Below are 22,067 nucleotides of genomic sequence, written 5' to 3'. Positions count from 1 at the left end.
CGGGGCGGTGTCGCTCGGAGGCGACCACGCGGAGGCGGCCAGGCTGCTCGGCGCCGCCGCGGCGGTGCGGCAGGCCGTGGGCACGCCGCTGCCCGCACCCGAACGGCTGGACGTGGACCGGGTCATCGCCCGGGCGCGCGAGTCGATGAGCCAGGCGGAGTGGGACGAGGCCTACTCCTCAGGCTCCTCAGGCTCGGGCTCTTCAGGCTCGGGCTCCTCAGGAGAGCGGGAACTCGGCGACCACCTCCCAGGCGCCTTCGGGGGTCCGTCCCGCGTACAGCCTGCCGCCGAGCGCCTCCACCCGCTCGGCCATCCCGACCAGGCCGAACCCGCCGCCCAGGCGGGAAACCCGCGGATCGGCCCCCCTGGCGTCGGCCACTGAGCCGAAGTTGCGCACCCGCAACACCGCGAACCCGTCGGACAGTCGCAGGGCGACCTCCACGCAGGCGGTCGCGGGCGCGTGCTTGCGCACGTTCGTGAGCGACTCCTGCAGCACCCGGTGGAGCGTCGTCATCACCTCGGGCGGCAGCGTGCCGTTGTCGATGCCCTGCGCGATCTCCAACGACACATGCGGCCCGCTGGCCGAGAACCGCTCGGTCAGGTGGCGAAGATCGGCCAGCGAGGTGCCAGGGGTGCGCCCGGCCCGGTCCTCGGCGCGCAGCACGGTGACCAGGCGCCGCATCGAGGTGAGGGCTTCGCCGCCGGCGCTGGCGATCGCGTCCAGCGCGGGCACCACGGCCTCCGGCTTCATCTCCGCGACCGTGCGGGCCGCCTGCGCCTGCACGACGATGCCGGTGATGTGGTGGGCCACCAGGTCGTGCAGCTCTCTCGCGAGCTCCAGGCGTTCGGCGCGCCGCACGGAGTGGACGGCCTCGGCGCGGCGCTCCTGCAGGAAGCGGAGGTAGCCGCCGATGCCGGCGGCCATCGACCAGCCCGCGAACAGCACGAACGAGAAGAACAGCCCCGCGTCGTCGTAGTCGCGGCCGACGCCCTCCGCCATGAGCACCGCCAGCGAGCCGACGGAGAGCAGCGCGGCGCGCCGGACCGGCTCGACGTGGCGCAGGACGCCGATGGTGAGCACGAGCAGCGCGCCCGTCTCGGCGGAGCCGGGCGCGCCCCTCTCGCCGGTGAGCCCGAGGGCCAGCGAGACGCCGAAGGACAGGACCAGCATGAGGCCGAACCCGTCCAGCCGGTGCCTGCGCCGCAGCACCACGGCCACCATGCCCGCGACGCCCACGCCGGGGACGAGCCACTGCGGGCCGCCGATGTTCGCCGCGACGGCCAGGTCCATCAGCAGCATCACGCTCAGCCAGCCGAGCATGGCGATCTCGCTCAGCCGGCGGATCCAGTAGACGATGCGCTTGGTCTCCCCCACGCGCAGCAGCCTAGGCCGGAAGTCGGACATTCAGGATCGACCGTTCGGCCGAGGAACCCCGGTGCGGACCGGTCCTTCAGCGGAGGCGGAGGCGGGGGTGTACCGCCGATGCTGGAGGCGTCGGAAGGGGGAAAGGCCATGGTGGTCATCGGATTCACGGTGCTGGGCGTGGGGCTGGTCGTCGGGCTGCTGCTCGCGCTCGCGGACCCCGTGCTGCTGTCGCGCGTCAACGGGGAGCACGCGGAGGGCGGCAGCGGTCGCCACGTCGAGGTGCCGCCCGTGACGGCCGCGCCTGAGCGGGGACAGAGGGCGACCGCGCCTGAGCGGGGACAGAGGGCGACCGCGCCTGAGCCAGGGCGCAGGACGATGGGGCGGCCCAGGGCGGCATGAGACCTGGCTCGCGTCTCGACAGGAGGCGCGGGTCCGGCGGGCGCGGCGGGGAGACCCGCGCCCGGCTCGGCCCGCGACCCGTGGGGGACGGGTCGCGGGCCGCTTCCGTTACCGTGGCCGTATGACGAACGGTTTCGAGACCCTGGCGATCCACGCAGGTCAGGAGCCCGACCCGCTGACCGGCGCGGTCGTGCCCCCCATCTACGCGACCTCGACGTACAAGCAGGACGGCGTCGGCGGCCTGCGTGGCGGTTACGAATACAGCCGCTCGGCCAACCCCACGAGGACCGCGCTCGAAGAGGCGCTCGCCGCCGTCGAGGGCGGCGCGCGCGGACTGGCCTTCGCCTCGGGCCTGGCCGCCGAGGACACCCTGCTGCGCACCGTGTGCAAGCCGCAGGACCACGTCGTCATCCCCAACGACGCGTACGGCGGCACGTACCGCCTGTTCGCCAAGGTCCACTCGCGCTGGGACCTGCACTACGACCCGGTGCCCCTCGGCGATCTCGACGCCGTGGCCGCGGCGATGACCCAGAAGACCAAGGTCGTGTGGGTGGAGACGCCCACCAACCCGCTGCTGGGCATCGCCGACATCGCCGCCCTGGCGCAGCTCGCCCACGACAACGGGGCCCTGCTGGTCGTCGACAACACCTTCGCCTCGCCCTACCTGCAGCAGCCGCTCGCGCTGGGCGCCGACGTGGTCGTGCACTCCACCACCAAGTACATCGGCGGCCACTCCGACGTGGTCGGCGGCGGGCTGGTGGTCGCCGACCAGGGGCTCGGCGACGAGCTGGCCTACCACCAGAACTCCATGGGCTCGGTGGCCGGGCCGTTCGACGCCTGGCTCACGCTGCGCGGGCTCAGGACGCTCGGCGTGCGGATGGACCGGCACTGCGACAACGCCGAGCGGATCGTCGACCTGCTGCTCGCGCACCCGCGCGTGACACAGGTGCTCTACCCGGGGCTCGGCGAGCACCCCGGGCACGAGGTGGCCGCCAAGCAGATGAAGAGGTTCGGCGGCATGGTGGCGTTCCGGGTGGCGGGCGGCGAGGACGAGGCCGTCGAGGTGTGCAACCGGGCCAGGCTGTTCACGCTGGGCGAGTCGCTCGGCGGCGTCGAGTCGCTGATCGAGCACCCCGGCCGGATGACGCACGCCTCCGCCGCGGGGTCGCCGCTCGAGGTGCCCGCGGACCTCGTACGGCTCTCGGTCGGCATCGAGACGGTCGACGATCTGCTCGCCGACCTGACCCGGGCTCTCGGCTGACCCGGGTCACCCGCGCTGCCCCCGGGTCAGTCCGGGAAGATCATCAGGAACAGGATCACCAGCCAGATGACGGCCAGCAGGCCGCCGATGGCGGCGATCCTGCCGCCCTGCGCCTTGGCGTCGTCGTCCGTCTCCTCGCTCGCGAGCACCCGGACGGCGGCGCGCAGGTCGCGGTCGATGATGAAGATCAGCACGATGGCGACGAAGAACAGCGTCATCGACGCCGTCATGTACCACCTGCCGAGCACGCCGTCACCGAGGGCCGCGCCGAGCGCGACCCCGAACACCAGCACGCCCAGCGAGCCGACGCCGTAGATCCGCGTCGTGCGCTGGATGTTCTGCAGGACGGGCACGGTCCTGGTGCGGATGGCGCGCGGCGCGGCCATGGTGACAGCGGTGAGCGGCCCGATCGTGAAGATCGCGAAGCCTATGTGCAGCCAGAGAAGCAGGGACGACATGCGGGAGAGACTAGTCGGCGACGATCTCGGCCGGGGACTCGACACTCTCTTCCCGTTCGGAGGCACAGCGCATGATCAGCTCGGTCATCGCGATGGCGACGACCATCAGCACGATCAACACAATCATGGCAATCATGAGGCACCCCCCTTCCCCGCTCCGGACGTAAATATCGTCCGCAATGACTAGACGCCCTGGCAACGGAATAAGTTCAGCGCGGGTATGGTTGGTCACCGTTCGTCTTTCCTTACCCGCAGGGCACAAGGGGGTGCCGTCCGTGGCCATCAGGCACGTCGAGCCGTACACCGACGAATGGCGGGAGCAGCCGGTCGGCTACCTGCGGCGTGTCGTCGACCGGCTCGGGGCCGAGGTCGCCGACTGGTGGGAGGGTCCCTGCGACCCCCGCGACGCGACGGTCAGGCTGGCCGACGGCGACGCGCTGGTGTGGGACGAGGAGAGCGGCTGGCGGCTCGGCAGCTTCGTCTCCGGGGGGCGTGGCCGGCACACCGAGCTGGCCGACGTGCGCTACCTGGGCGGTGGGCTGCTGCCCCGGCCCGACCGGGTGCCCGCCGCGCTCGGCGACGCCCGCGCGGGAGTGGGCTCCAGCACCGCGTGGCGCCCGTGCTACCGCTCCCACCGCAACTGCCGCGACGGCTTCGACGTCGCGCTCGACTTCTACACGCGCCTCGTCGACGCCTGACGTCCGCCGCTGACGGTGGTCAGAGGGCGTGACCGGTGGTCAGCGGGCGCGGCGCATCCGGAGGAAGTCGCTGACCACGTACTCGCCGAGCCGCTCGGCGCTGGGGGAGAAGACCCGGCCGCCGTTCCTGCGCGCCACCTCGTCCACGAACTCCTTCAGCCGCTCGTCCGCCGCCAGCATGAAGACGTTGAGCGTCGCCCGCCGCCGGGTCATCTTGTCGACCTCCGCCAGCGTGAGCTCCAGCGTCTCGTTCGACGGCGGCCACTCGAACGCCGAGGTGCCGTTGCGCATCAGGTGGGCCGTGGGCTCGCCGTCCGTGACCACCAGCACCACCGGCTCGAAGTCGGGGTGGCGGTCGAGGTGGCGGCCCGCGATCAGCAGGGCGTGGTGCAGGTTGGTGCCCTGGACCATGTCCCAGTCGAGCCCCGCCAGCTCGTCGGGCTGCAGAACCCGCGCGTAGTTGGAGAAGCCGATGATCTGCACGGCGTCCTGCGGGAACTTGGAGGCCACCAGGGCCTGCAGGGCGAGCGCCGTCTGCTTGGCCGCGGCCCAGGTGCCGCGCAGGGCCATCGAGTACGACAGGTCGACGAGCAGGCAGACGGCGGCGGCGCTGCGCCGCTCGGTCTCGGCCACCTCGAAGTCGTCCACCGACAGCCGCACCACTCCGGCCCGCGCCCGTTCTCCGGCCCGCGCCCGTGCCCCCGCCCGTTCCACGGGGCCGGCCTGCCGCTGGAGGCCGCCGTTGCGTACGCCGTTGACGAGCGTGCGCACCACGTCGATCGGCTGCTCGTCGCCGAAGTGCCAGGGCCGCGACGAGCCGGTCAGCTCGCCGGCCGAGCCCGCGTCGTGCTGGTCGTGATCGCCCCGGCGTCCCGCGTCGAGGGACGAGAACACCCGGCGCAGCGCGGTCTCGCCGAGCCGCCGCACGGCCTTGGGCGTGAGCTCCAGCTTGCCGCGCCGCCGCAGTAGGTAGCCCTGCTCCTCCAGCTCCCGTTCGATCCGCCGCAGGGCCTCCAGGTCGTCGACCGCCGCGCGGCCGAGCGCCCGGCGGACGGCGGCCTCGTCGATGTCGTCGAGCCTGGCGCCGGGGTAGTCCTGCCGCAGCGCCGCCTCCAACTGCGAGAGGTCGGCCAGCTCCTCCAACGCGGTGACCGCGTCGCCCATGCCGAGCGGCTCCTCGCCGGTCAGCCGTTCGGGGGTGTTCCACGCCAGGTCGGGGCGGCGGGCGACCAGGGCCTCGCCGAGCCGGCGCATCTGCTCGGACAGCCCCGCCTGGTCGAGCGTCTGGTTGATCAGGTTGTTGAGCTCCTCGCGCTGGCGCGGGGTCATCGACGCCAGCATCCGCTGGGTGGCCGCCGCGCGGCGGGCCAGGATGTCGACGAGCTCCTCCAGGTTGCGCGGCTTCTCGGGGAAGAGGTCGTCGTACTTCCCCATGAACTCCTCGAAGTCGGCCTGGGTGTGCTCACCGCGGGCGTCCTTGTCGAGCATGTCGTTCAGGTCCGACATCATCTGCCGGACCCGCTCCATCGCCGCCGGATCGGGGTTGGCCAGCGCGTTGCGCAGGCCCCTGAACCGGCTGTCGAGCACCTCGCGCCGCAGCAGGTCGCGCAGCTCCTCGAAGGTCCGCCGGGCCGCGGCCGAGCGCCACTCGTAGGAGTTGAGCTGCTGGATCGCGCTCGCCGTGTCGTCGGGCAGCGCGTCCAGCTCGCTCTCGCGCAGCCGGGCCTCGTCCGACGGGTCGGGGAAGAGCTCGGCCCGCTCCTGCCCGACGGCCTTGTCGAGCAGCGCCCTGGCCTGCTCCAGCGTGCCGTCGAGCCTGCCGCGCTCGCGCAGCTCCCTGCGCCTGCGCCGTACCTCGCGCAGCATCTCGTCGAGCCCCCTGTGGTCCTGCGCGCCGGGCAGGCCCCGCTTGAGCAGGTCGCGCAGGGCGTGCACGGGCGTGGAGCCGGACAGGATGGCGTCGCCCATCTCGTCGAGCGCCGCCCGCACGTCGTAGGGCGGGGCGAGGGGATCGGGGCCGTCGTGGTACTCGCCATAGCGGTAGGCCGTCACGAACCCACGCTAACCCGAGATCCCCCGTCACGCGTCCCCGAAGACCTCTGGCCCTGTCGCTCAGGTGCGGTAGACCGCCATGCCGTCGAGGTCGTCCTTGGACAGCCGGCGCATCAGATAGAGGCCCTCCAGCGCGAACTCCAGCGCCGCCGCCGCGTGCCCCGGCGACTCCTCGCCCTCGCCCATGCCCAGCCTGGACATGATCTTGGAGAGCCCGTCGACGGGCCCGATGCGGTGGAGCAGCTCTCCGGCCGGCACCAGCTCGCCCGACTCCACCTGGTTTCCCTCGGCGAACTTGTCGGTCAGCGGCGACAGGTCGACGCCGCCCAACCGGCTCCGGAACGTCTCGGCGGTGGCCCGGCGGAGCAGGTGGGCGAGGATCTCGGTCTCCCTGCCCTCCTCGCTGACCTCGAACTCCACCTTGCCGCGCAGGCTGTGGACGACGCAGCTCAGGTCGCACACCCGGGTGACGGCCCGCTCCTCGCCGGTGATCGCCGCCCGGCGCACGGCCGAGGCCGCCGCGGTCTCGGCGGCGGCGATGGAGAAGCGCGCCGAGACGCCCGAGCGGGCGTCGACGGACGTGGACTCGCGCACCAGCCGGGTGAACCGGGCGATCGTCTCGACCAGGTGCTCCGGCGCGTCGGCCCCGATGTCGGGCATGGACTCCTGCCGGATGAGGGCCAGCTCGTCCTCGATCGTCATCGGATAGTGGGTCCGGACCTCCGCGCCGAAGCGGTCCTTCAGCGGGGTGATGATCCGGCCCCGGTTGGTGTAGTCCTCGGGGTTGGCGCTCGCGATGAGTAGGATGTCGAGCGGCAGGCGCAGGTTGTAGCCGCGCACCTGGATGTCGCGCTCCTCCAGCACGTTGAGCAGCGCCACCTGGATGCGCTCGGCCAGGTCGGGCAGCTCGTTGACGGAGAACACGCCGCGGTTGGTGCGCGGGACGAGCCCGTAGTGGACGGTCTCCGGATCGCCGAGCGTGCGACCCTCCGCGATCTTGATCGGGTCGATGTCGCCGATCAGGTCGCCGACGGACGTGTCGGGGGTGGCGAGCTTCTCGCCGTAGCGCTCGTCGCGGTGCTTCCACGCGACGGGCAGCTCGTCGCCCAGCTCACGCGCGAGGGCCCGGCAGCGCCCGCAGACCGGCGCGTACGGATGGTCGTTGATCTCGCATCCCTCGATCACCGGGGTCCACTCGTCGAGCAGGCCGGTGACCGTACGGATGAGCCGGGTCTTGCCCTGGCCGCGCTCACCGAGCAGGACCAGGTCGTGCCCGGCGAGCAGGGCCCGCTCCAGATGGGGCAGGACGGTGTCGTCGAAGCCCACGATGCCTGGAAAACGGGGCTCACCTGCGCGGAGCTTGGCCAGCAGGTTCTCGCGGACCTCTGCCTTCACGGTGCGATGAACGTGGCCGCTCTCTCGCAGCTCCCGGAGAATTAGAGGCTGATGCACGGGATCGAGACTACGTCCCCCGGGAGGGATGCGGCAGACGGTTTCGCACCCGGCGAGATTTCGAGTCCTGACCATTGCGTGACGGTTCGCGCGCGTGCTTGTTCCTTTAGTGGGGAGAATCGGAGCCTAGGGAACTTAGCTGCCGAGGAAGGAGGGAAGCGTGGCCCTGATGACCAGCCGCTTCGCGGACGGCCTCGCCGTGGGCTCCGACCTCGTCGAGGTGGCCGAGCGTGCCGTGCGTCAGGCACTTTCGAGGCTCGGCGACGAGGCCGACCTGATCTGCTTCTTCATCTGTGGCGACGATCCCGACGACGTCGCCAGGGCCGGCCAGCGGGCGATGAGGCTGGCGCCCGACGCGAACGTGATCGGCTGCAGCGCCACTGGCGTGATCGGCGACGGGCAGGGGGTCGAACTGACCCCCGCCGTGAGCGCGTGGGCGGCCAGGCTGGGCGAGGCCAGGCTGACGACGTTCGCGCTGGAGACGCTGAACGCCGAGGACAAGTTCGTGGTCGTCGGCCTGCCGGAGCGGAGCTCCGACGACCACGTGGCCATCTTGCTGGCCGATCCCTACTCGTTCCCGACCGATGCCTTCGTCGAGCGGTCGTTCGACGTGCTCGGCGACCTGCCGCTCATCGGCGGCCTGGCCAACGGCATGCGGGGACGCGGCTCCGTACGGCTCTTCGCCGACGGCGAGGTCTACACCGAGGGCGCCATCGGCGTGCTGCTCAGCGGCCCCGTCCGCATCAGCACCGTGGTCAGCCAGGGCTGCCGCCCCATCGGCCCCTCCATGGCCGTCACCCGCGTCGACGACAACCTCCTCCTGGAGCTCGCCGGCCAGCCCGCGCTGGCCCGGCTGGAGGACATCGTCAGCGATCTCGACGAGGACGACCGCGAGCTGGTCGCCTCCGGGCTGCAGATCGGCGTGGCGATCAACGAGTACGCCGAACGCCACGAGCGCGGCGACTTCCTCATCAGAGGAGTGATCGGCATCGACCCGGAGCGCGAGGCGGTGGCGATCGGCGACATCGTCGAGGTTGGCAGGACCGTGCGTTTCCAGGTGCGTGACGCGGCCACCGCCGACGAGGACCTGTACGACCTGCTGGACGCCCACCGCGTGGAGTTCGGCCAGGTGGACGGGGCGCTGCTGTTCTCCTGCAACGGCCGGGGCTCGGCGATGTTCGGCACCGCCGACCACGACCCCGTCGCGCTGCGCGACACGCTCGGCCCGATCGGCATGGCCGGCTTCTTCGCGGCCGGTGAGGTGGGACCCGTCGGCGGCCACAACCACGTGCACGGCTTCACGGCGTCCGTGCTCGTCTTCTCCTCAGGTACGGCGGGCAGCGAGTGATTCTGGCGATCGACGTCGGCGGCACCAAGATGGCCGCGGGACTCGTTGCCCGCGACGGCACGCTGGCGGGCTCCCGGCGCGTCGCGACCCCGCAGGCCGCCGACGCCGAGACCCTGTGGAAGACGCTCACCGACCTCGTCGAGCCGTTCGTCGAGCCCGGCCCCGTCGAGGGCGTGGGCGTCGGCTGCGGCGGGCCGATGCGATGGCCGCGGGGTGAGGTCTCCACGCTCAACATCCCGAGCTGGCGCGGCTTCCCGCTGCGCGCCCGGCTCGCCGAACGCTTCGCCGGGCTGCCGGTCCGCATCCACAACGACGCCATCTGCCTGGCCGTGGCCGAGCACTGGCAGGGCGCCGGGCGGGGCACCAGCGACATGCTGGGCATGGTGGTGTCCACAGGTGTGGGAGGTGGGCTCATCCTGGGGGGCCGCCTGATCAACGGCGGCACCGGCAACGCCGGGCACATAGGCCACGTGATCGCCGAACCCGAAGGCGGGCCGCCCTGCGGCTGCGGCGGACGCGGCTGCCTGGAGGCGGTCGCCCGCGGCCCCGCCCTGACCGCGTGGGCCCTGTCCCAGGGCTGGCGACCGGGTGGCTCGGGGGCCGGGAGGGGTGGCTTGGGTTCGGGTGTCGGTGGTGGCGCGGGTGCCGGCGGGGCGGGCTTCCCCGAGGACCGGAGCGCGGGGCCGTTCGCCGCGAACCGCGAGGAGGACGCCCGAGACGTGGCGGAGGTGTTCCCGGAGGCCCAGGCGGACGACTCGCTGGCGGTCGTGGGGGCGTACCAGGAGGCCGTGGGGGCGTACCGGGAGGACCGGGAGGATCGGGCGGTCACCGGGCGGGTGCTCGCGGCGGACGCGCGGGCGGGCGACGAGGTGGCCGTTGCCGCCATGCGCCGGGCCGGGCGGGCGCTGGGCATCGCCATCGCCTCGGCCACCCACCTATGCGACCTGGAGCTGGTCACGATCGGCGGCGGGCTGTCGCAGGCGGGCGCGGTGCTGTTCGAGCCGCTGGAGGAGGCGCTGCGCGAGCACGCCCGCATGGAGTACGCCAGGCGGGTCAGGGTGGTGCCCGCCGCCCTCGGCCAGGAGGCCGGACTGGTGGGCGCGGCGGCTTTGATCATCGCGGGGGAGAGCTACTGGACCGGCCCCGCGACCGACCTGCCCGACACCGCACCCTTCCCGGGCCCGTAGCCCCAGGCGTCGGCTTGTGCTGCCCACACCACCCTTCCCCTGCTGGTCGACACCCTCGCCCTCGACGACGCCGTCGAGCGCGTGGTCGTCGACCGGCGGACGGCGGTGGTGGATGGTGCCAACGGGAGGGGCGGCGCAGGTGCCGCCGAGGGGTCGGGTGGCGCGCTGTGGGGGTGGCGGGCGTTGCGAGGGCTCCCTGGCGGGCACTGAGGCGCTGGGCAGGTGCCGCTGAGGGCGGTGGCGGGCGGCTCTGAGGGGGGAGGCGCCGCCCGGCACCGGTGTTCCGGCTGGGGTCCCGGGTCAGCTTGACGGGGCGGGCTTGGTGGGCTGGTAGAGCCAGGTGTCGAAGAGCGCGGAGAGGTCCTTGCCGGAGAGCCGCTCCGCCAGGGCGACGAACTGTGGTGTGGTCGCGTGCCCGTACTTGTGCTGGTCGGCCCACTGGCGCAGCAGGGTGAAGAAGGTGCGGTCGCCGATGGTCTTGCGCAGGGCGTGCAGGGTCATGGCGCCCCGCTTGTAGATCGAGTCGTTGAACAGGTCGTCCGGCCGTGCCCGGCCCGGAGGGTAGCTCCACATGGGATCGGTGGCCGGGCGGGCGAGGAGGGTGGTGAAGTTGGCCTCGGCGGTGGTGCGGCCCCGGTGCTCGGCCCAGAGCCACTCCGCGTAGGTGGCGAAGCCCTCGTTGAGCCACAGGTCCTTCCAGCGCTGGATGGTGACGCTGTTGCCGAACCACTGGTGGGCCAGCTCGTGCGCGATGATGCTCTCGTCGGGGGCGAAGCCGCCGTACAGCGGTTTGGTCTGGGTCTCCAGCGCGTAGCCGGCCGAGAAGTCGTCGACCACGCCGCCGGTCGAGGAGAACGGGTAGGGGCCGAAGACCTTGCTCCAGTGGTCGGTGACCTCGCCGGAGACCGTGTGGAGCTTCTGGAGCGCCGCGTGGTGGGCCGGGTCGACCGCCGCGAGGTTCTTCACCCCGCCGGGGGTCTCGCCCTGCCGGAGCTGGAAGCGGCCGAGCGTGGCGGTCGCGAGGTAGGTGGCCATCGGCTGCCGCTCGCGCCACTTGTAGGTGGTCCGGCCGTCCGTGGTCGCGGGCTCGCCGGTCAGCTCGCCGTTGGCCAGCGCGGTCACCCCGCGCGGCACCGTGATCTCGAAGTCGAACGTGGCCTTGTCGGCGGGATGGTCGTTGGACGGGAACCAGGTCTTGGCGCCGTTGGGCTCGGCGGCGACGAACGCGCCGTCGGCCGTCGGGATGAAGCCGTACGTGCCGAGATTGCCCGAGTCCTTGATCGGCCGGGGCTCGCCCGCGTAGGCCACCTTGACCGTGAACCGGGCTCCGGAGGCCAGCGGGGCGGCGGGGGTCACGGTCAGCTCGCTGCCGCTGCGCGAGAAGGCCGCGCGGGCGCCGTCGACCGTCACCCCGCTGACGTGGAGACCCGAGAGGTCGAGGTTGAAGCTGGACAGCCGCTGGACGGCCTTGGCCTGGATCGTGGTGACACCGTGGAGGTGCTTGGTGGCCGGGGTGTAGCCGATCGCGATGCCGTAGTGGGCCACGTCGTAGCCGCCGTTGCCGTCGAGCGGGAAGTCGCTGTCGCCGATGCCCGGCGCGCCCGCCTCCGGAGCGGGGGTCGGCGACCGGTCGGCGGCCTGGGACGAGGGGCGGGCCTCCCCGCTGGTGGGCGAGCAGCCCGTCAAGCCCAGCAGGCTCAGGACGGCGACCGACGGCGCGACGGCATGGCGGGTGAACCTCATGGACGGCGCTCCCCTTTCTTGGCGTGAGCATTAGCTTACGCTGAGTGAGGGGCGGCCGGGCCGCCCCCGGGGCCCACGCCGCGGACCCCTACAGGTTGCCCCTGCGCTCCTGCTCGCGCTCGATCGCCTCGAACAACGCCTTGAAGTTGCCCTTGCCGAACCCGAGCGACCCATGCCTCTCGATGAGCTCGAAGAAGACCGTGGGCCTGTCCTGCACGGGCTTGGTGAAGATCTGCAGCAGGTAGCCGTCCTCGTCCCTGTCGACCAGGATCTTCCGCTTCTTCAGCTCCTCGATCGGCGCGCGCACCTTGCCGATGCGCGCCCGCAGCTCGGGGTCGTCGTAGTAGGAGTCGGGCGTGTCGAGGAAGTCGACCCCGGCCGCCCGCATGTGGTCGACCGTGGTCAGGATGTCGTTGGTGGCCAGCGCGATGTGCTGCACGCCGGGCCCGCGGTAGAACTCCAGGTACTCGTCGATCTGCGACTTCCGGCGGCTGATCGCCGGCTCGTTCAGCGGGAACTTGACCTTCCGCGTGCCGTCGGCCACGACCTTCGACATCAGGGCCGAGTATTCGGTGGCGATGTCGTCGCCGACGAACTCGGCCATGTTCGTGAAGCCCATCACGTTGCGGTAGAACTCCACCCACTCGTCCATCCTGCCGAGCTCGACGTTGCCCACGCAGTGGTCGACGGCCTGGAACAGCCGCCCGTGCTTCACCGCGGGCGCCGCCACGAGCGGCTGGGCGGGGATGTAGCCGGGCAGGTACACGCCGCTGTAGTTGGACCGGTCGACGAGCGTGTGCCGCGTCTCGCCGTAGGTGGCGATCGCGGCGAGCACCACCTTGCCGTGCTCGTCCTCCAGCGTGTACGGCCGCGCCAGCCCGCGCGCCCCCTGGGCGACGGCGTGCTCGTACGCGGCCTCCACGTCGGGCACGTCGAGGGCCAGGTCGATCACCCCGTCGCCGTGCTCGGCCACGTGCCCGGCCAGGCCGGTGCCGGGCCTGACGGAGGCCCTGAGCTCGAACCGGGCGCCTCCGGAGGTGAGGACGTAGGCGACCTCGTCGCGGCTGCCGTTCTCCGGCCCGCGGTAGGCCGCCAGTCTCATGCCGAAAGCGGTCGAGTAGTAGTGCGCCGCCTGCTTGGCGTTGCCCACGGCGAACACCACGGCGTCCATGCCGTTGACCGGAAAGACATCACTCATACCAACGAATCTCATCCTTCCTGGACGACATGCGCAAGAGTTGCTCTAATTGGTGCACAACCTGACCAGTCCAGCCGCACGACTCCCGGAGTTCCTGTACACCATGACGATCGACCACCTGGACGCCCGCCTCATCGCCCTGCTCGCCGCCGAGCCCAGGCTCGGTGTCCTGGAGTGCTCACGAAGGCTCGGCGTGGCGCGCGGCACCGCGCAGGCGAGGCTCGACCGGATGATCGCCAGGGGAGTGATCACCGGCTTCGGCCCGGACGTCTCGCCCGAGGCGCTGGGCTACGGCGTCACCGCGTTCGTCACGCTGGAGATCAGGCAGGTGGCGGGGCACGACCCGGTGTCCGACGGGCTGGCGCGCATCCCCGAGGTGCTGGAGGCCCACACGATCACCGGCGGCAGCGATCTGATCTGCCGGGTGGTGGCGCGCAGCAACGCCGACCTGCAGCGGGTCATCGACCAGATCGTGGACGTCAGGGGAGTGCTCAGGACGTCCTCCGTCATCGCCCTTGACACCCCTGTTCCATACCGTGTGTTGCCGTTGGTCGCGGATGTCCCGCGTAAGGGAGCGAGCTAGACGTACTATCGCGGGAGGGACGAGGCACCGTTATCAGTCGTTTACCCTTTACATTCGCCCAGCTTACGGGGGTTCGGCGAGTAAGGAGCGGTGGTGGAAAGGGCATGCGGAAGCGGCGGGTTCTGAGGCGGTCGCTGATCGCCGTCGGCGTGGGCATCGTCCTGGGCGCCGCGCTCTTCGGCATCGCGTGGGCGATGACCCCCATCCCGGACAGCACACAGAAGCAGGCGACGGCGCAGGGCTCGGTCATCTACTACCGCGACGGCAAGAGCGTGATCGCCCGTCAGGGCGTCGACCGGCGGAACGTCCCGCTGGCCAAGGTCCCCAAGCACGTGCGCGAGGCCGTGATCGCGGCGGAGAACCGCTCCTTCTACGATGATGCCGGCGTCTCGGTCAAGGGCACCGGCCGCGCCCTGTGGTCCACGCTCACCGGGCAGCAGCTCCAGGGCGGCTCGACGATCACGCAGCAGCTCGTCCGCAACTACTACAGCGGGCTCAGCCAGGAGCGGAGCGTCACCCGCAAGTTCAAAGAGATCATGATCGCGATCAAGGTCGACCAGTCCAAGTCCAAGGACTGGGTCCTGGAGCAGTACCTCAACACGATCTACTTCGGCCGCGGCGCCAACGGCGTCCAGGCGGCCGCCCGGGCCTACTTCGGCAAGGACGTCCAGAAGCTCACCGTGGCCGAGGGCGCCTACCTCGCGTCGGTGATCCAGCAGCCCAGCCGCTTCGCCGACCCCAAGGGCGCCGACCTGGCCGCCGCGCGGGCCCGCTGGCAGGCCGTGATCACCGCGATGAGCCAGACCGGCGCGCTCGACGCCCAGCAGTTGGCCGCCCAGACGTTCCCGAAGCTCGTCAAGGCCAAGAAGCCGTTCGTGCTCAAGGGCCAGGCCCAGTACATGCTCGACCAGGTGACCGCCGAGCTCAACCGGCGCGGCTACACCGACGAGGACATCAGCAGCGGCGGCCTCAAGATCGTCACCACGTTCGACAAGAAGCTCATGAAGGCGGCCGAGACCGCCGTGAAGGGCGTGCTGCCCGCCGCCACGCCGAAGAAGGTGCGCACCGGGCTGGCCGCCGTCGATCCGGGCACGGGCGAGATCGTCGCCTTCTACGGCGGCGACCCCGAGCGCTCCGACTACGACAACGCCTTCTCCGCCAAGGTGCCGGCCGGATCGACGTTCAAGCCGTACACGCTGGCCGCCGCGCTCCAGAACGGCTTCGGGCTGTCCACGCAGGTCGACGGCAACTCTCCGATGCGCGTGGCCTCCGATCCCAAGCACCCGATCCCCAACGTCAACGGCCGCTCGTACGGCCCCATCGACCTGGTCAGCGCCACCAGGAACTCCGTCAACACCGCGTTCGTGGACCTCGGCCAGAAGGTCGGCCTGGACAAGGTCGCCGCCACCGTCGAGGCCGCCGGCATCCCCAAGCAGCAGCTCGTGGCGCACCAGGCGGCGGCCTCCTTCCCGCTCGGCGTGGCCTCGGTGAGCGCCGTGCAGAACGCCTCCGGCTTCTCCACGTTCGCGAACGGCGGGGTCCACATGGAGGCGCACGTCGTCAAGGCGGTCACCGACGCCGCGGGCAAGAAGGACGTGATCAAGCCCGTCGCCACCGAGGTGGTCGGCAAGCAGGCCGCCGCGGACACCACGTACGCGATGGAGCAGGTCGTGAAGTACGGCACCGGCACGGCGGCCCGGCTCCACGACCGCCCGGTCGCCGGCAAGACGGGCACCACGGACGACTCCGCGTCCGTCTGGTTCAACGGCTTCACCCCGCAGCTCGCCGTGGCCGTCGACATGTTCCGCGACGACAACAAGACCGTCACCATCCCCGGTTACGGCGTGCAGTACGGCGGCCAGCTGCCCGCGCAGATCTGGCGGGCCTTCATGACCGAGGCCATGAAGGGCGAGCCCGTCGAGGAGTTCCCCCCGCCGTCCGACCCCGGCTACGGCTACGACAATCCCGGGACCGAGCTCGACCAGGGCGTGCCCGAGCAGCAGCCGACGCGCGAGCCGGACGGCCTGGAGAGCCCCGGCCCGAGCGACCCCGAGCCGACCTTCAGCGAGCCGCCCGCCACGCAGGGGCCCGACGATCCGGGAGGCGTGCCGGACGAGAGCGACGGCCCGCCCACCCAGGCGCCGATCGTGCCCAGCACGGGCCCCGAACGGCAGGCCGGCGAGGTCTCACCCCCGGCCTAGCCTGGTGCGTGGCCCCGAGGCTTCACCTTCGCGCCAGCTCGGTGCGCAGCGCGGCGGCGGTGGTGACGGGCGTCCGGCAGGTGAAGTTGCGGCACACGTACGCCGCGGGCACGCCGCCGACGAGCCCCCGCCCCTCCAGCAGCGCGGGTCCGTCCGGGGAGGCGTCGCCGTCGCCGAGCGCGACGACCAGGCCCGGGACGTCGGCCAGCAGAGCCTCACGGTGCAGCTCCCGGGTGCGCGGGTCGTCGGCCGGCCCCACGACCGCCACCTCCACGGGACCGTCGAGAGCGGCCCGGACCACGGCCAGCCCCCACCCGGCGAACCGCGCGTGCCCGGCCGACAGCACCGAGACCGTGCCCAGCGCCGCGTGCGCCGCCTCGCGGTGCCGTGCGGAGCCGGTCAGCGCCGCGTAGGTGAGCAGCGCCCCCGCGGCGGCGTACTGCCCCGACGGCGTGGCGTTGTCGGTGGGGTCCTGGGGGCGCTGGAACAGCCGCTCGGCGTCGTCGGCCGTGTCGTAGAACCCGCCCACCCCGTCGGCGAACCGGTCGAGCACCGTGTCCAGCAGCGAGCCGGCCAGCCGGAACCAGCGCGTCTCGCCGGTCACGCCGTAGAGCGTGAGCAGCCCCTCGGCCACGTTCGCGTAGTCCTCCAGCACCCCGGAGTTCGCGCCGGCCCGGCCGTCGCGGGAGGTGCGCACCAGCCTGCCGCCCAGCACGTGCACGTCGTCGAGGAGCACGGCCGCCGTCCTGGCCGCGTCGACCAGGTCGGGCCGGTCGAACACCACGCCCGCCTCGGCCAGCGCCGCGATGGCGAGCCCGTTCCACGAGGCGACCACCTTCTCGTCGCGCCCGGGCCGCTCGCGCCGCTCTCTGGCGGCGAACAGCCGCGCGCGCACGGAGGCCAGCCGCTCGACGTCGGCGGGGTCCTCCAGCAGCCGCAACACCGAGGTGCCGTGCTCGAACGTCCCCGTCACGTCGAAGACCATGATCGCCCAGTCGCCGTCCTGCTCGCCCAGCAGCTCGCGCAGCTCATCGGGCGTCCAGACGTAGAACCTGCCCTCCTCGCCCTCGCTGTCGGCGTCCAGCGCCGAGGCGAGGCCGCCCTCGGGGGTGCGCATCTCGCGCAGCAGCCAGTCGGCGCTCTCCAGGGCGACCCTGCGCGCCGTCGGGCCGCCGTTGGCTCTCCACCAGTGGGTGTAGACCCGCAGCAGCAGCGCGTTGTCGTAGAGCATCTTCTCGAAGTGCGGCACCACCCACGCCGCGTCGACGCTGTAACGCGAGAACCCCCCGCCGAGCTGGTCGTAGATCCCGCCGCGCGCCATCGCCTCCAGGGTCTTGCCGCTCATCTCCCGCTCGCGCGAGCGCAGCAGGAACTCCAGCACCATGGACGGCGGGAACTTGGGCGCGCCGCCGAAGCCGCCGTGCACCGGGTCGAACGTCTCGCGCAGGTTGCGCACGGCCTGCTCCAGCGTCTCCCGGTTGGGCAGCGGGCCACTCGGCAGCGCGGTGTGGGTGTTGAGCGCCTCCACCAGCTTGGCGCCCTGCCGGAGCACGGCCTCCCTCTCGCCCGTCCACGCCTGGTGGACGGCCACGAGCAGCCGCTGGAAGCTCGGGCGCGGGAAGTAGGTGCCGCAGTAGAACGGGTGGCCCTCGGGCGTCGCGAACACCGTCATGGGCCAGCCGCCCTGATGGGTCATCGCCTGGGTGGCGCTCATGTAGACCGCGTCCACGTCGGGCCGCTCCTCGCGGTCGACCTTGACGTTGACGAAGTGCTCGTTCATCAGCCGCGCGGTCTCGTCGTGCTCGAAGCTCTCGTGCGCCATGACGTGGCACCAGTGGCAGGCCGAGTAGCCCACGCTGATCAGCAGAGGCACATCCCTGCGCCGTGCCTCGGCGAACGCCTCCTCGCCCCACGGATGCCAGTCGACGGGATTGCCCGCGTGCTGCAGCAGGTAGGGGCTCGTCGAGTCCTTCAACCGGTTCATCAAGACCTCCCCCTGCTCACACTACGGGTCCGCGACGACGGCCACGCCCGGGGGCCGACGGTCCTTTGGGGCGGGGTGGGTGAGGCGGACTTCGGGTGGTGTGGGGGGTCGGCGCGCCCGGACAGGCCGTCCTTCAGGGCGGCGTGTGCTGGGAGGGCGCGTGGGCGTAGGTTACGGAGAGTGGATCTGGACTTCGTCTGCACGCACGCCGGCCGCGCCGCCACCGCCCTGACCCGCCGGGACGTGGCGCGGGCGCTGCTGGAGGTGCCCTCGGGGGTGGCGCTGGTGGCGATCCCCGACCTGCGGCGCGCCATGCTGGCCGCCGGCAACCCGCTGTCGGCGGTGTTCTGGGACTCGGCGAGGGCGACGCTCGGCTCGATCGAGTCGGGTATCGCCACGGTCGGTGACGTGCAGCGCTGGGTCGAGTCGACCGGCACCGAGCCGGTCATCATGACGCCCGGCTACTTCGTCTGGCCGGAGGAGGACGAGCGCGGGCCGGTGGCCACGGAGATGTTCTCGCGGCTCGTACGCCACCTGGAGCAGCGCGTGAAGGCCGGCGACATCGACCCCGACGCGCTGGCCCGCGGCGACGAGGAGGCCCGCAGGGCCTACGAGGACATGCAGGAGGAGTGGCTGAGCACGCCGCTGCCCGACGGGCGGGTGCCCGGGTTCGCGGTCAACGACGAGCAGGACGAGGAGCTGTTCGCCGCCTGGGACGAGGAGGAGGCGTTCGCGCTGTCGGAGTTGCGGCGCATCCTCGACGAGCTGCCCAAGCGGCCCGTGCTGCCCGCCGGCGAGCTGGACCGGGCGGCGGCGCGGCTGCGCGAGCTGCTCGGCCAGCCCGGTTACCCGGCGAACGTGCTGCGGGCCTGCGCCGGCTTCGAGGACCGGCCGATGCCCGACGACGACGGGGAGCTGTGGCTGGCGGTGGCCGCCGGCATCGCCGGGCCCGTCTCCGACCTGTCGGAGGACGGCGACACGCTGGAGGAGTTCGCCGACCTGGAGGGCGAGCTGAGCCACGAGGACGCGGTGCTGGCCAACCTCTGCGCCCTGCAGCACGCCGACTGGCTGGCCGCCGTGGCCGCGCTGGCGCGGCTCGGGCCGGGGGTGCTGGCCTCGCCGGAGCGCATCGCCCGGCTCGTCGCCGAGTCGGAGGACATCGACGTCGAGATCGAAGACGAGGACGGCGCCGACGTGGACGCGACCGAGCGCCTCTTCGTGCCGGTGGTCACCCTGTGGGGCCACCTCGGCATCGTCGACGAGGACGACGTGCTGACGCCGCTCGGGTGGTGGGGGCTGCCCAGGGCCCTGGAGCTGGCCTGGTCGCCCCGCGACTGACGGCACGTGGCCCGGGCGGGCGCCCGCGTCACCCGGTGGACTCGTCCACCAGGTCGTGGTAGTCGCTGTGGCGCTTGATCCAGGACGCGACGTAGGGGCAGAGCGGCACGACCCGCAGCCCGGCCTCCCTGCTCGCGTCGAGCGCGTGCTTGACGAGCCTGCCGGCCAGGCCCCGCCCCTGGTGCTCGGGCAGCACCTCGGCGTGCGTGAAGACGATCTTCGAGGGCAGGAGCCGGTATTCGGCGAACCCGGCGACCTCGCCGTCCAAGCGCACCTCGAACCGGCTCCGCTCCGGATCGTCGACCACGTCGACCGGCATCTATTCGGGTTTCTTGTCGTCGTCGAGGTCGGCCTCGCGCGGCACACTGATCTTCGACATCTGCTTGTTCATCGACTTGATCAGGATGTAGAGGGCGAGTCCGATGAGGGCGACGACGGTGAAGCCGAGCAGACCCGGACTGACTTCACCAGCGGCCATAACTATCACGCCTTCAGTCTGCCACCAGGGGGTCGTGCTCCGGTCAGTGGCAGGCGGGCGAGACCTCTTCGGCGTGGATGCCGGCGAACAGGTCGTCCTCCGGAAGCTCGGTGTCGACCAGCGAGCGGGCCAGGTGGTAGTCCTCCGTCGGCCAGATCTCCCGCTGCAGCTCCCGCGGGCAGACGAACCAGAAGCCGTCGGGGTCGACCTGCGTGGCGTGGGCGAGCAGCGCCTGGTCGCGCAGCTCGAAGTAGTCGCCGCACGGCACCCTCGTGGTCACCGGCCACTTGGCCGGCCGGTCCTCCCAGCGGGAGATCCAGTCGGAGTAGGGGGAGCCCATGCCGCGCTCGGTCATCGCCTCGTGCAGCGCCTCGAACCGCTCCTTGGTGAAGCCCATCTGGTAGTAGAGCTTCAGCGGCTGCCACGGGTCGCCCGCGCCGGGATAGCGGTCGGGGTCGCCGGCCGCCTCGAACGCCTCCACCGACACCCTGTTGGTCATGATGTGGTCGGGGTGCGGGTAGCCGCCGTCGTCGTCGTACGTGATGATCACGTGCGGCCTGAACGCGCGGACCGCGGCGACCAGCGGCGCCGTGGCGACCTCGATCTCCTGCAGCGCGAAGCAGCCCTCGGGCAGCGCCTCGTCGTCGTTCTCGGGCAGGCCCGAGTCGACGAAGCCCATGAACTCCTGCCGCACGCCGAGGATCTCGCGTGCCCGAGCCATCTCGGCCCTGCGCACCTCGCCGATGTTGGCCACGATCTCGGGGCGGTCCATCTGGGGGTTGAGCACGGAGCCCCGCTCGCCGCCCGTGAGCGTACAGACCAGCACCTCCACGCCTTCGCGGACGTAACGCGCCATGGTGGCGGCACCCTTGCTCGACTCGTCGTCGGGGTGTGCGTGGACTGCCATCAGCCTCAGCGGTGCACTCACGGGCTCGATGTCTCCTCAGTTGACCGGTTCACTCGCCACAAAGGTTAGTTTCTGCTGGGCGGTCGCGAGGCCGCGCCTCGCGCGCGCGACAATTGTCTCGGATAACGCTGAGGGAGTGCAGGGAGATTCCGTCATGGCCACCAGAGATGTCGGGAGCGGGCCCGTTCTCGGCACACCCGACGACTACCCCGACCGTCCGAAGCAGGGCGGCCGGCTCGTCGTGCATGTCGTGATCGGCCTCCTGGTGGCCATCATCGCAGGTGGCTGGGGATACGTGATGTGGTCGATGACCGGCAGCGGCACTGGGGTCACCGCGCAGGTGGTGTCGTTCACCGTGGCGCCCGACCACGCGCAGATCGTCTTCACGGTGCAGAAGCCCGACGACCGCGGAGCGGTGTGCCGGGTCCGGGCCCTCGACGTGAGCCACACCGAAGTGGGCGCCAAGGACGTGCGGATCGCGCCCGACGCGGGCGGTGGACAGATCAAGGAACGCCTGGCCACCAGTGTTGAGGCGGCTTCTGTCCACATCCAGTACTGCAATCTCGTATAATGAGACGTTTGGGGAAGCGTACAGGCGGTTCAGTTGTTAGCCTTTCGCAATTCGACCGCACGCAACCTCAAGTGTTCCAGGGCCCCTAGGCAAGCAAGGAGAACCCGTGGCCGACTCTCGCGATGAGAACGTCACATGGCTGACGCAGGAGGCGTACGACCGTCTGAAGGCGGAGTACGAGTATCTCTCGGGCCCAGGGCGCGTCGACATCGCCAAGAAGATCGAGGCCGCCCGTGAAGAGGGGGATCTGAGAGAGAACGGCGGCTATCACGCGGCCAAGGACGAGCAGGGCAAGATGGAGGCCCGGATCTTCCATCTCCGTCAGATCCTCGACAACGCGCAGGTGGGCGAGGCCCCCAAGACCGAGGGCATCGTGGGCCCCGGCATGACCGTCACGATCAGGTTCGTCGGTGACGACGACGAGGTGACCTTCCTGCTCGCCTCCCGCGAGGAGAGCGGAGCCCCGATCGACGTCTACTCGCCCAAGTCCCCCCTGGGCGCGGCGATCAACGGCAAGAAGATCGGCGAGAAGGCCACCTACAGCATGCCCAACGGCCGCCAGAACACCGTCGAGATCCTCGAGGCCGTGCCGTACATCGGCAACTGACTCCCGAAGACAGCCGCCGGGCCCCCACGGGCCCGGCGGAGCTCGCGCGTGCCTCGGGCATCCGGCAGGACCTCAGCTTCCTGCTGCGTTCGGGCGGACGGCGTGACCACGGGCGCCTGGTGCCGTTCATCGTGGTGACGCTGGTGGCGGTGTTGACCGCCGACGTCCTGCTGCTGGCGCAGGCGGGCAGGGTCCCGCCGCAGGCGCGGCGCGTGCCGCCGGGCGAGCGGGCGGCG

21 protein-coding genes are annotated in these 22,067 nt (G+C 71.6%); 10 read left to right on the top strand and 11 right to left on the bottom strand.

The genetic code is table 11. The annotated features are described in order from the left end of the window. Nucleotides 1-217: 217 nt before the first annotated feature. Entirely contained in the window at nucleotides 218-1,375 is a 1,158-nt protein-coding gene (locus DQW85_RS39355) for a sensor histidine kinase (RefSeq protein ID WP_113704825.1), read from the bottom strand. Between the two features lie 138 nt (nucleotides 1,376-1,513). Here DQW85_RS39355 and DQW85_RS39350 point away from each other — a divergent pair, with 138 nt between their 5' ends. Continuing rightward, nucleotides 1,514-1,765, top strand: a complete 252-nt coding sequence (locus DQW85_RS39350) for a hypothetical protein (RefSeq protein WP_162795740.1) — start codon at nucleotides 1,514-1,516, stop codon at nucleotides 1,763-1,765. A gap of 121 nt (nucleotides 1,766-1,886) precedes the next feature. Beyond that, nucleotides 1,887-3,026 (top strand): cystathionine gamma-synthase, encoded by a 1,140-nt coding sequence (locus DQW85_RS39345; protein ID WP_113704819.1) that lies wholly within the window; start codon nucleotides 1,887-1,889, stop codon nucleotides 3,024-3,026. 26 nt (nucleotides 3,027-3,052) lie between these two features. Here the strand turns inward: DQW85_RS39345 and DQW85_RS39340 are convergent, their stop codons facing one another. Both DQW85_RS39340 and DQW85_RS47815 read right to left on the bottom strand, forming a co-directional pair. After that, nucleotides 3,053-3,484 carry a hypothetical protein gene (locus tag DQW85_RS39340; RefSeq protein WP_113704818.1) on the bottom strand — a complete coding sequence of 144 codons (432 nt, stop codon included), beginning with the start codon at nucleotides 3,482-3,484 and terminating at the stop codon, nucleotides 3,053-3,055. Nucleotides 3,485-3,494: 10 nt separating this feature from the next. Beyond that, nucleotides 3,495-3,620, bottom strand: coding sequence for a hypothetical protein (locus DQW85_RS47815; RefSeq protein WP_275888297.1), 126 nt, complete (start codon nucleotides 3,618-3,620; stop codon nucleotides 3,495-3,497). 139 nt (nucleotides 3,621-3,759) lie between these two features. Between DQW85_RS47815 and DQW85_RS39330 the strand changes: the two genes are divergently transcribed. Next, nucleotides 3,760-4,182 (top strand): DUF6292 family protein, encoded by a 423-nt coding sequence (locus tag DQW85_RS39330; RefSeq protein WP_240197721.1) that lies wholly within the window; start codon nucleotides 3,760-3,762, stop codon nucleotides 4,180-4,182. A gap of 39 nt (nucleotides 4,183-4,221) precedes the next feature. Here the strand turns inward: DQW85_RS39330 and DQW85_RS39325 are convergent, their stop codons facing one another. Both DQW85_RS39325 and DQW85_RS39320 read right to left on the bottom strand, forming a co-directional pair. Next, nucleotides 4,222-6,234, bottom strand: coding sequence for a vWA domain-containing protein (locus tag DQW85_RS39325; RefSeq protein ID WP_113704815.1), 2,013 nt, complete (start codon nucleotides 6,232-6,234; stop codon nucleotides 4,222-4,224). A 60-nt stretch (nucleotides 6,235-6,294) separates the two neighbouring features. Beyond that, entirely contained in the window at nucleotides 6,295-7,761 is a 1,467-nt protein-coding gene (locus tag DQW85_RS39320; RefSeq protein ID WP_205315746.1) for a sigma 54-interacting transcriptional regulator, read from the bottom strand. A gap of 94 nt (nucleotides 7,762-7,855) precedes the next feature. Between DQW85_RS39320 and DQW85_RS39315 the strand changes: the two genes are divergently transcribed. Both DQW85_RS39315 and DQW85_RS39310 read left to right on the top strand, forming a co-directional pair. Further along, nucleotides 7,856-9,034, top strand: coding sequence for an FIST signal transduction protein (locus tag DQW85_RS39315; protein ID WP_113704823.1), 1,179 nt, complete (start codon nucleotides 7,856-7,858; stop codon nucleotides 9,032-9,034). After that, a complete protein-coding gene (locus DQW85_RS39310) occupies nucleotides 9,031-10,221 on the top strand; it encodes an ROK family protein (RefSeq protein WP_113704814.1) in 1,191 nt (396 codons plus the stop codon). The genes DQW85_RS39315 and DQW85_RS39310 overlap by 4 nt, the downstream gene beginning before the upstream one ends. A gap of 300 nt (nucleotides 10,222-10,521) precedes the next feature. Here the strand turns inward: DQW85_RS39310 and DQW85_RS39305 are convergent, their stop codons facing one another. After that, a complete protein-coding gene (locus DQW85_RS39305; protein WP_113704813.1) occupies nucleotides 10,522-11,964 on the bottom strand; it encodes a M1 family metallopeptidase in 1,443 nt (480 codons plus the stop codon). 88 nt (nucleotides 11,965-12,052) lie between these two features. Then, nucleotides 12,053-13,162, bottom strand: coding sequence for a 4-hydroxyphenylpyruvate dioxygenase (gene hppD / locus DQW85_RS39300; RefSeq protein ID WP_205315745.1), 1,110 nt, complete (start codon nucleotides 13,160-13,162; stop codon nucleotides 12,053-12,055). 103 nt (nucleotides 13,163-13,265) lie between these two features. On the opposite strand from hppD, the gene DQW85_RS39295 reads away from it, so the two are divergent. Beyond that, nucleotides 13,266-13,745 (top strand): Lrp/AsnC family transcriptional regulator, encoded by a 480-nt coding sequence (locus DQW85_RS39295; protein ID WP_113704822.1) that lies wholly within the window; start codon nucleotides 13,266-13,268, stop codon nucleotides 13,743-13,745. Between the two features lie 104 nt (nucleotides 13,746-13,849). Then, complete coding sequence (locus DQW85_RS39290) at nucleotides 13,850-15,946, top strand: transglycosylase domain-containing protein (protein ID WP_205315744.1); 2,097 nt, start codon at nucleotides 13,850-13,852, stop codon at nucleotides 15,944-15,946. Between the two features lie 22 nt (nucleotides 15,947-15,968). On the opposite strand, the gene DQW85_RS39285 is transcribed toward DQW85_RS39290, so the two are convergent. Next, complete coding sequence (locus DQW85_RS39285) at nucleotides 15,969-17,930, bottom strand: thioredoxin domain-containing protein (RefSeq protein WP_205315743.1); 1,962 nt, start codon at nucleotides 17,928-17,930, stop codon at nucleotides 15,969-15,971. A 180-nt stretch (nucleotides 17,931-18,110) separates the two neighbouring features. Here DQW85_RS39285 and DQW85_RS39280 point away from each other — a divergent pair, with 180 nt between their 5' ends. Next, on the top strand, nucleotides 18,111-19,268 hold the full coding sequence (locus DQW85_RS39280; protein ID WP_205315742.1) for a hypothetical protein: 1,158 nt from the start codon (nucleotides 18,111-18,113) through the stop codon (nucleotides 19,266-19,268). A gap of 28 nt (nucleotides 19,269-19,296) precedes the next feature. On the opposite strand, the gene DQW85_RS39275 is transcribed toward DQW85_RS39280, so the two are convergent. From DQW85_RS39275 to mca, 3 genes are read right to left on the bottom strand one after another with little or no spacing between them, the layout of a single operon-like run. Then, nucleotides 19,297-19,587, bottom strand: a complete 291-nt coding sequence (locus DQW85_RS39275; protein WP_113704810.1) for a GNAT family N-acetyltransferase — start codon at nucleotides 19,585-19,587, stop codon at nucleotides 19,297-19,299. Further along, nucleotides 19,588-19,746, bottom strand: a complete 159-nt coding sequence (locus DQW85_RS45155) for a hypothetical protein (protein ID WP_162795739.1) — start codon at nucleotides 19,744-19,746, stop codon at nucleotides 19,588-19,590. Between the two features lie 43 nt (nucleotides 19,747-19,789). After that, nucleotides 19,790-20,674, bottom strand: coding sequence for a mycothiol conjugate amidase Mca (mca, locus tag DQW85_RS39270; protein ID WP_113704809.1), 885 nt, complete (start codon nucleotides 20,672-20,674; stop codon nucleotides 19,790-19,792). Nucleotides 20,675-20,807: 133 nt separating this feature from the next. Between mca and DQW85_RS39265 the strand changes: the two genes are divergently transcribed. Together DQW85_RS39265 and greA are read left to right on the top strand one after the other, a co-directional pair. Beyond that, complete coding sequence (locus tag DQW85_RS39265) at nucleotides 20,808-21,224, top strand: DUF4307 domain-containing protein (RefSeq protein ID WP_113704808.1); 417 nt, start codon at nucleotides 20,808-20,810, stop codon at nucleotides 21,222-21,224. A 106-nt stretch (nucleotides 21,225-21,330) separates the two neighbouring features. Further along, nucleotides 21,331-21,831, top strand: coding sequence for a transcription elongation factor GreA (gene greA, locus DQW85_RS39260; RefSeq protein WP_113704807.1), 501 nt, complete (start codon nucleotides 21,331-21,333; stop codon nucleotides 21,829-21,831). Nucleotides 21,832-22,067: the final 236 nt, after the last annotated feature.

The organism is Nonomuraea lactucae (genome assembly GCF_003313395.1).
GTDB classification, from domain to species: domain Bacteria; phylum Actinomycetota; class Actinomycetes; order Streptosporangiales; family Streptosporangiaceae; genus Nonomuraea; species Nonomuraea lactucae.
The sequence above is the reverse complement of the archived record's forward strand: the minus strand, read 5'-3'. Positions and strand labels throughout refer to the sequence as shown.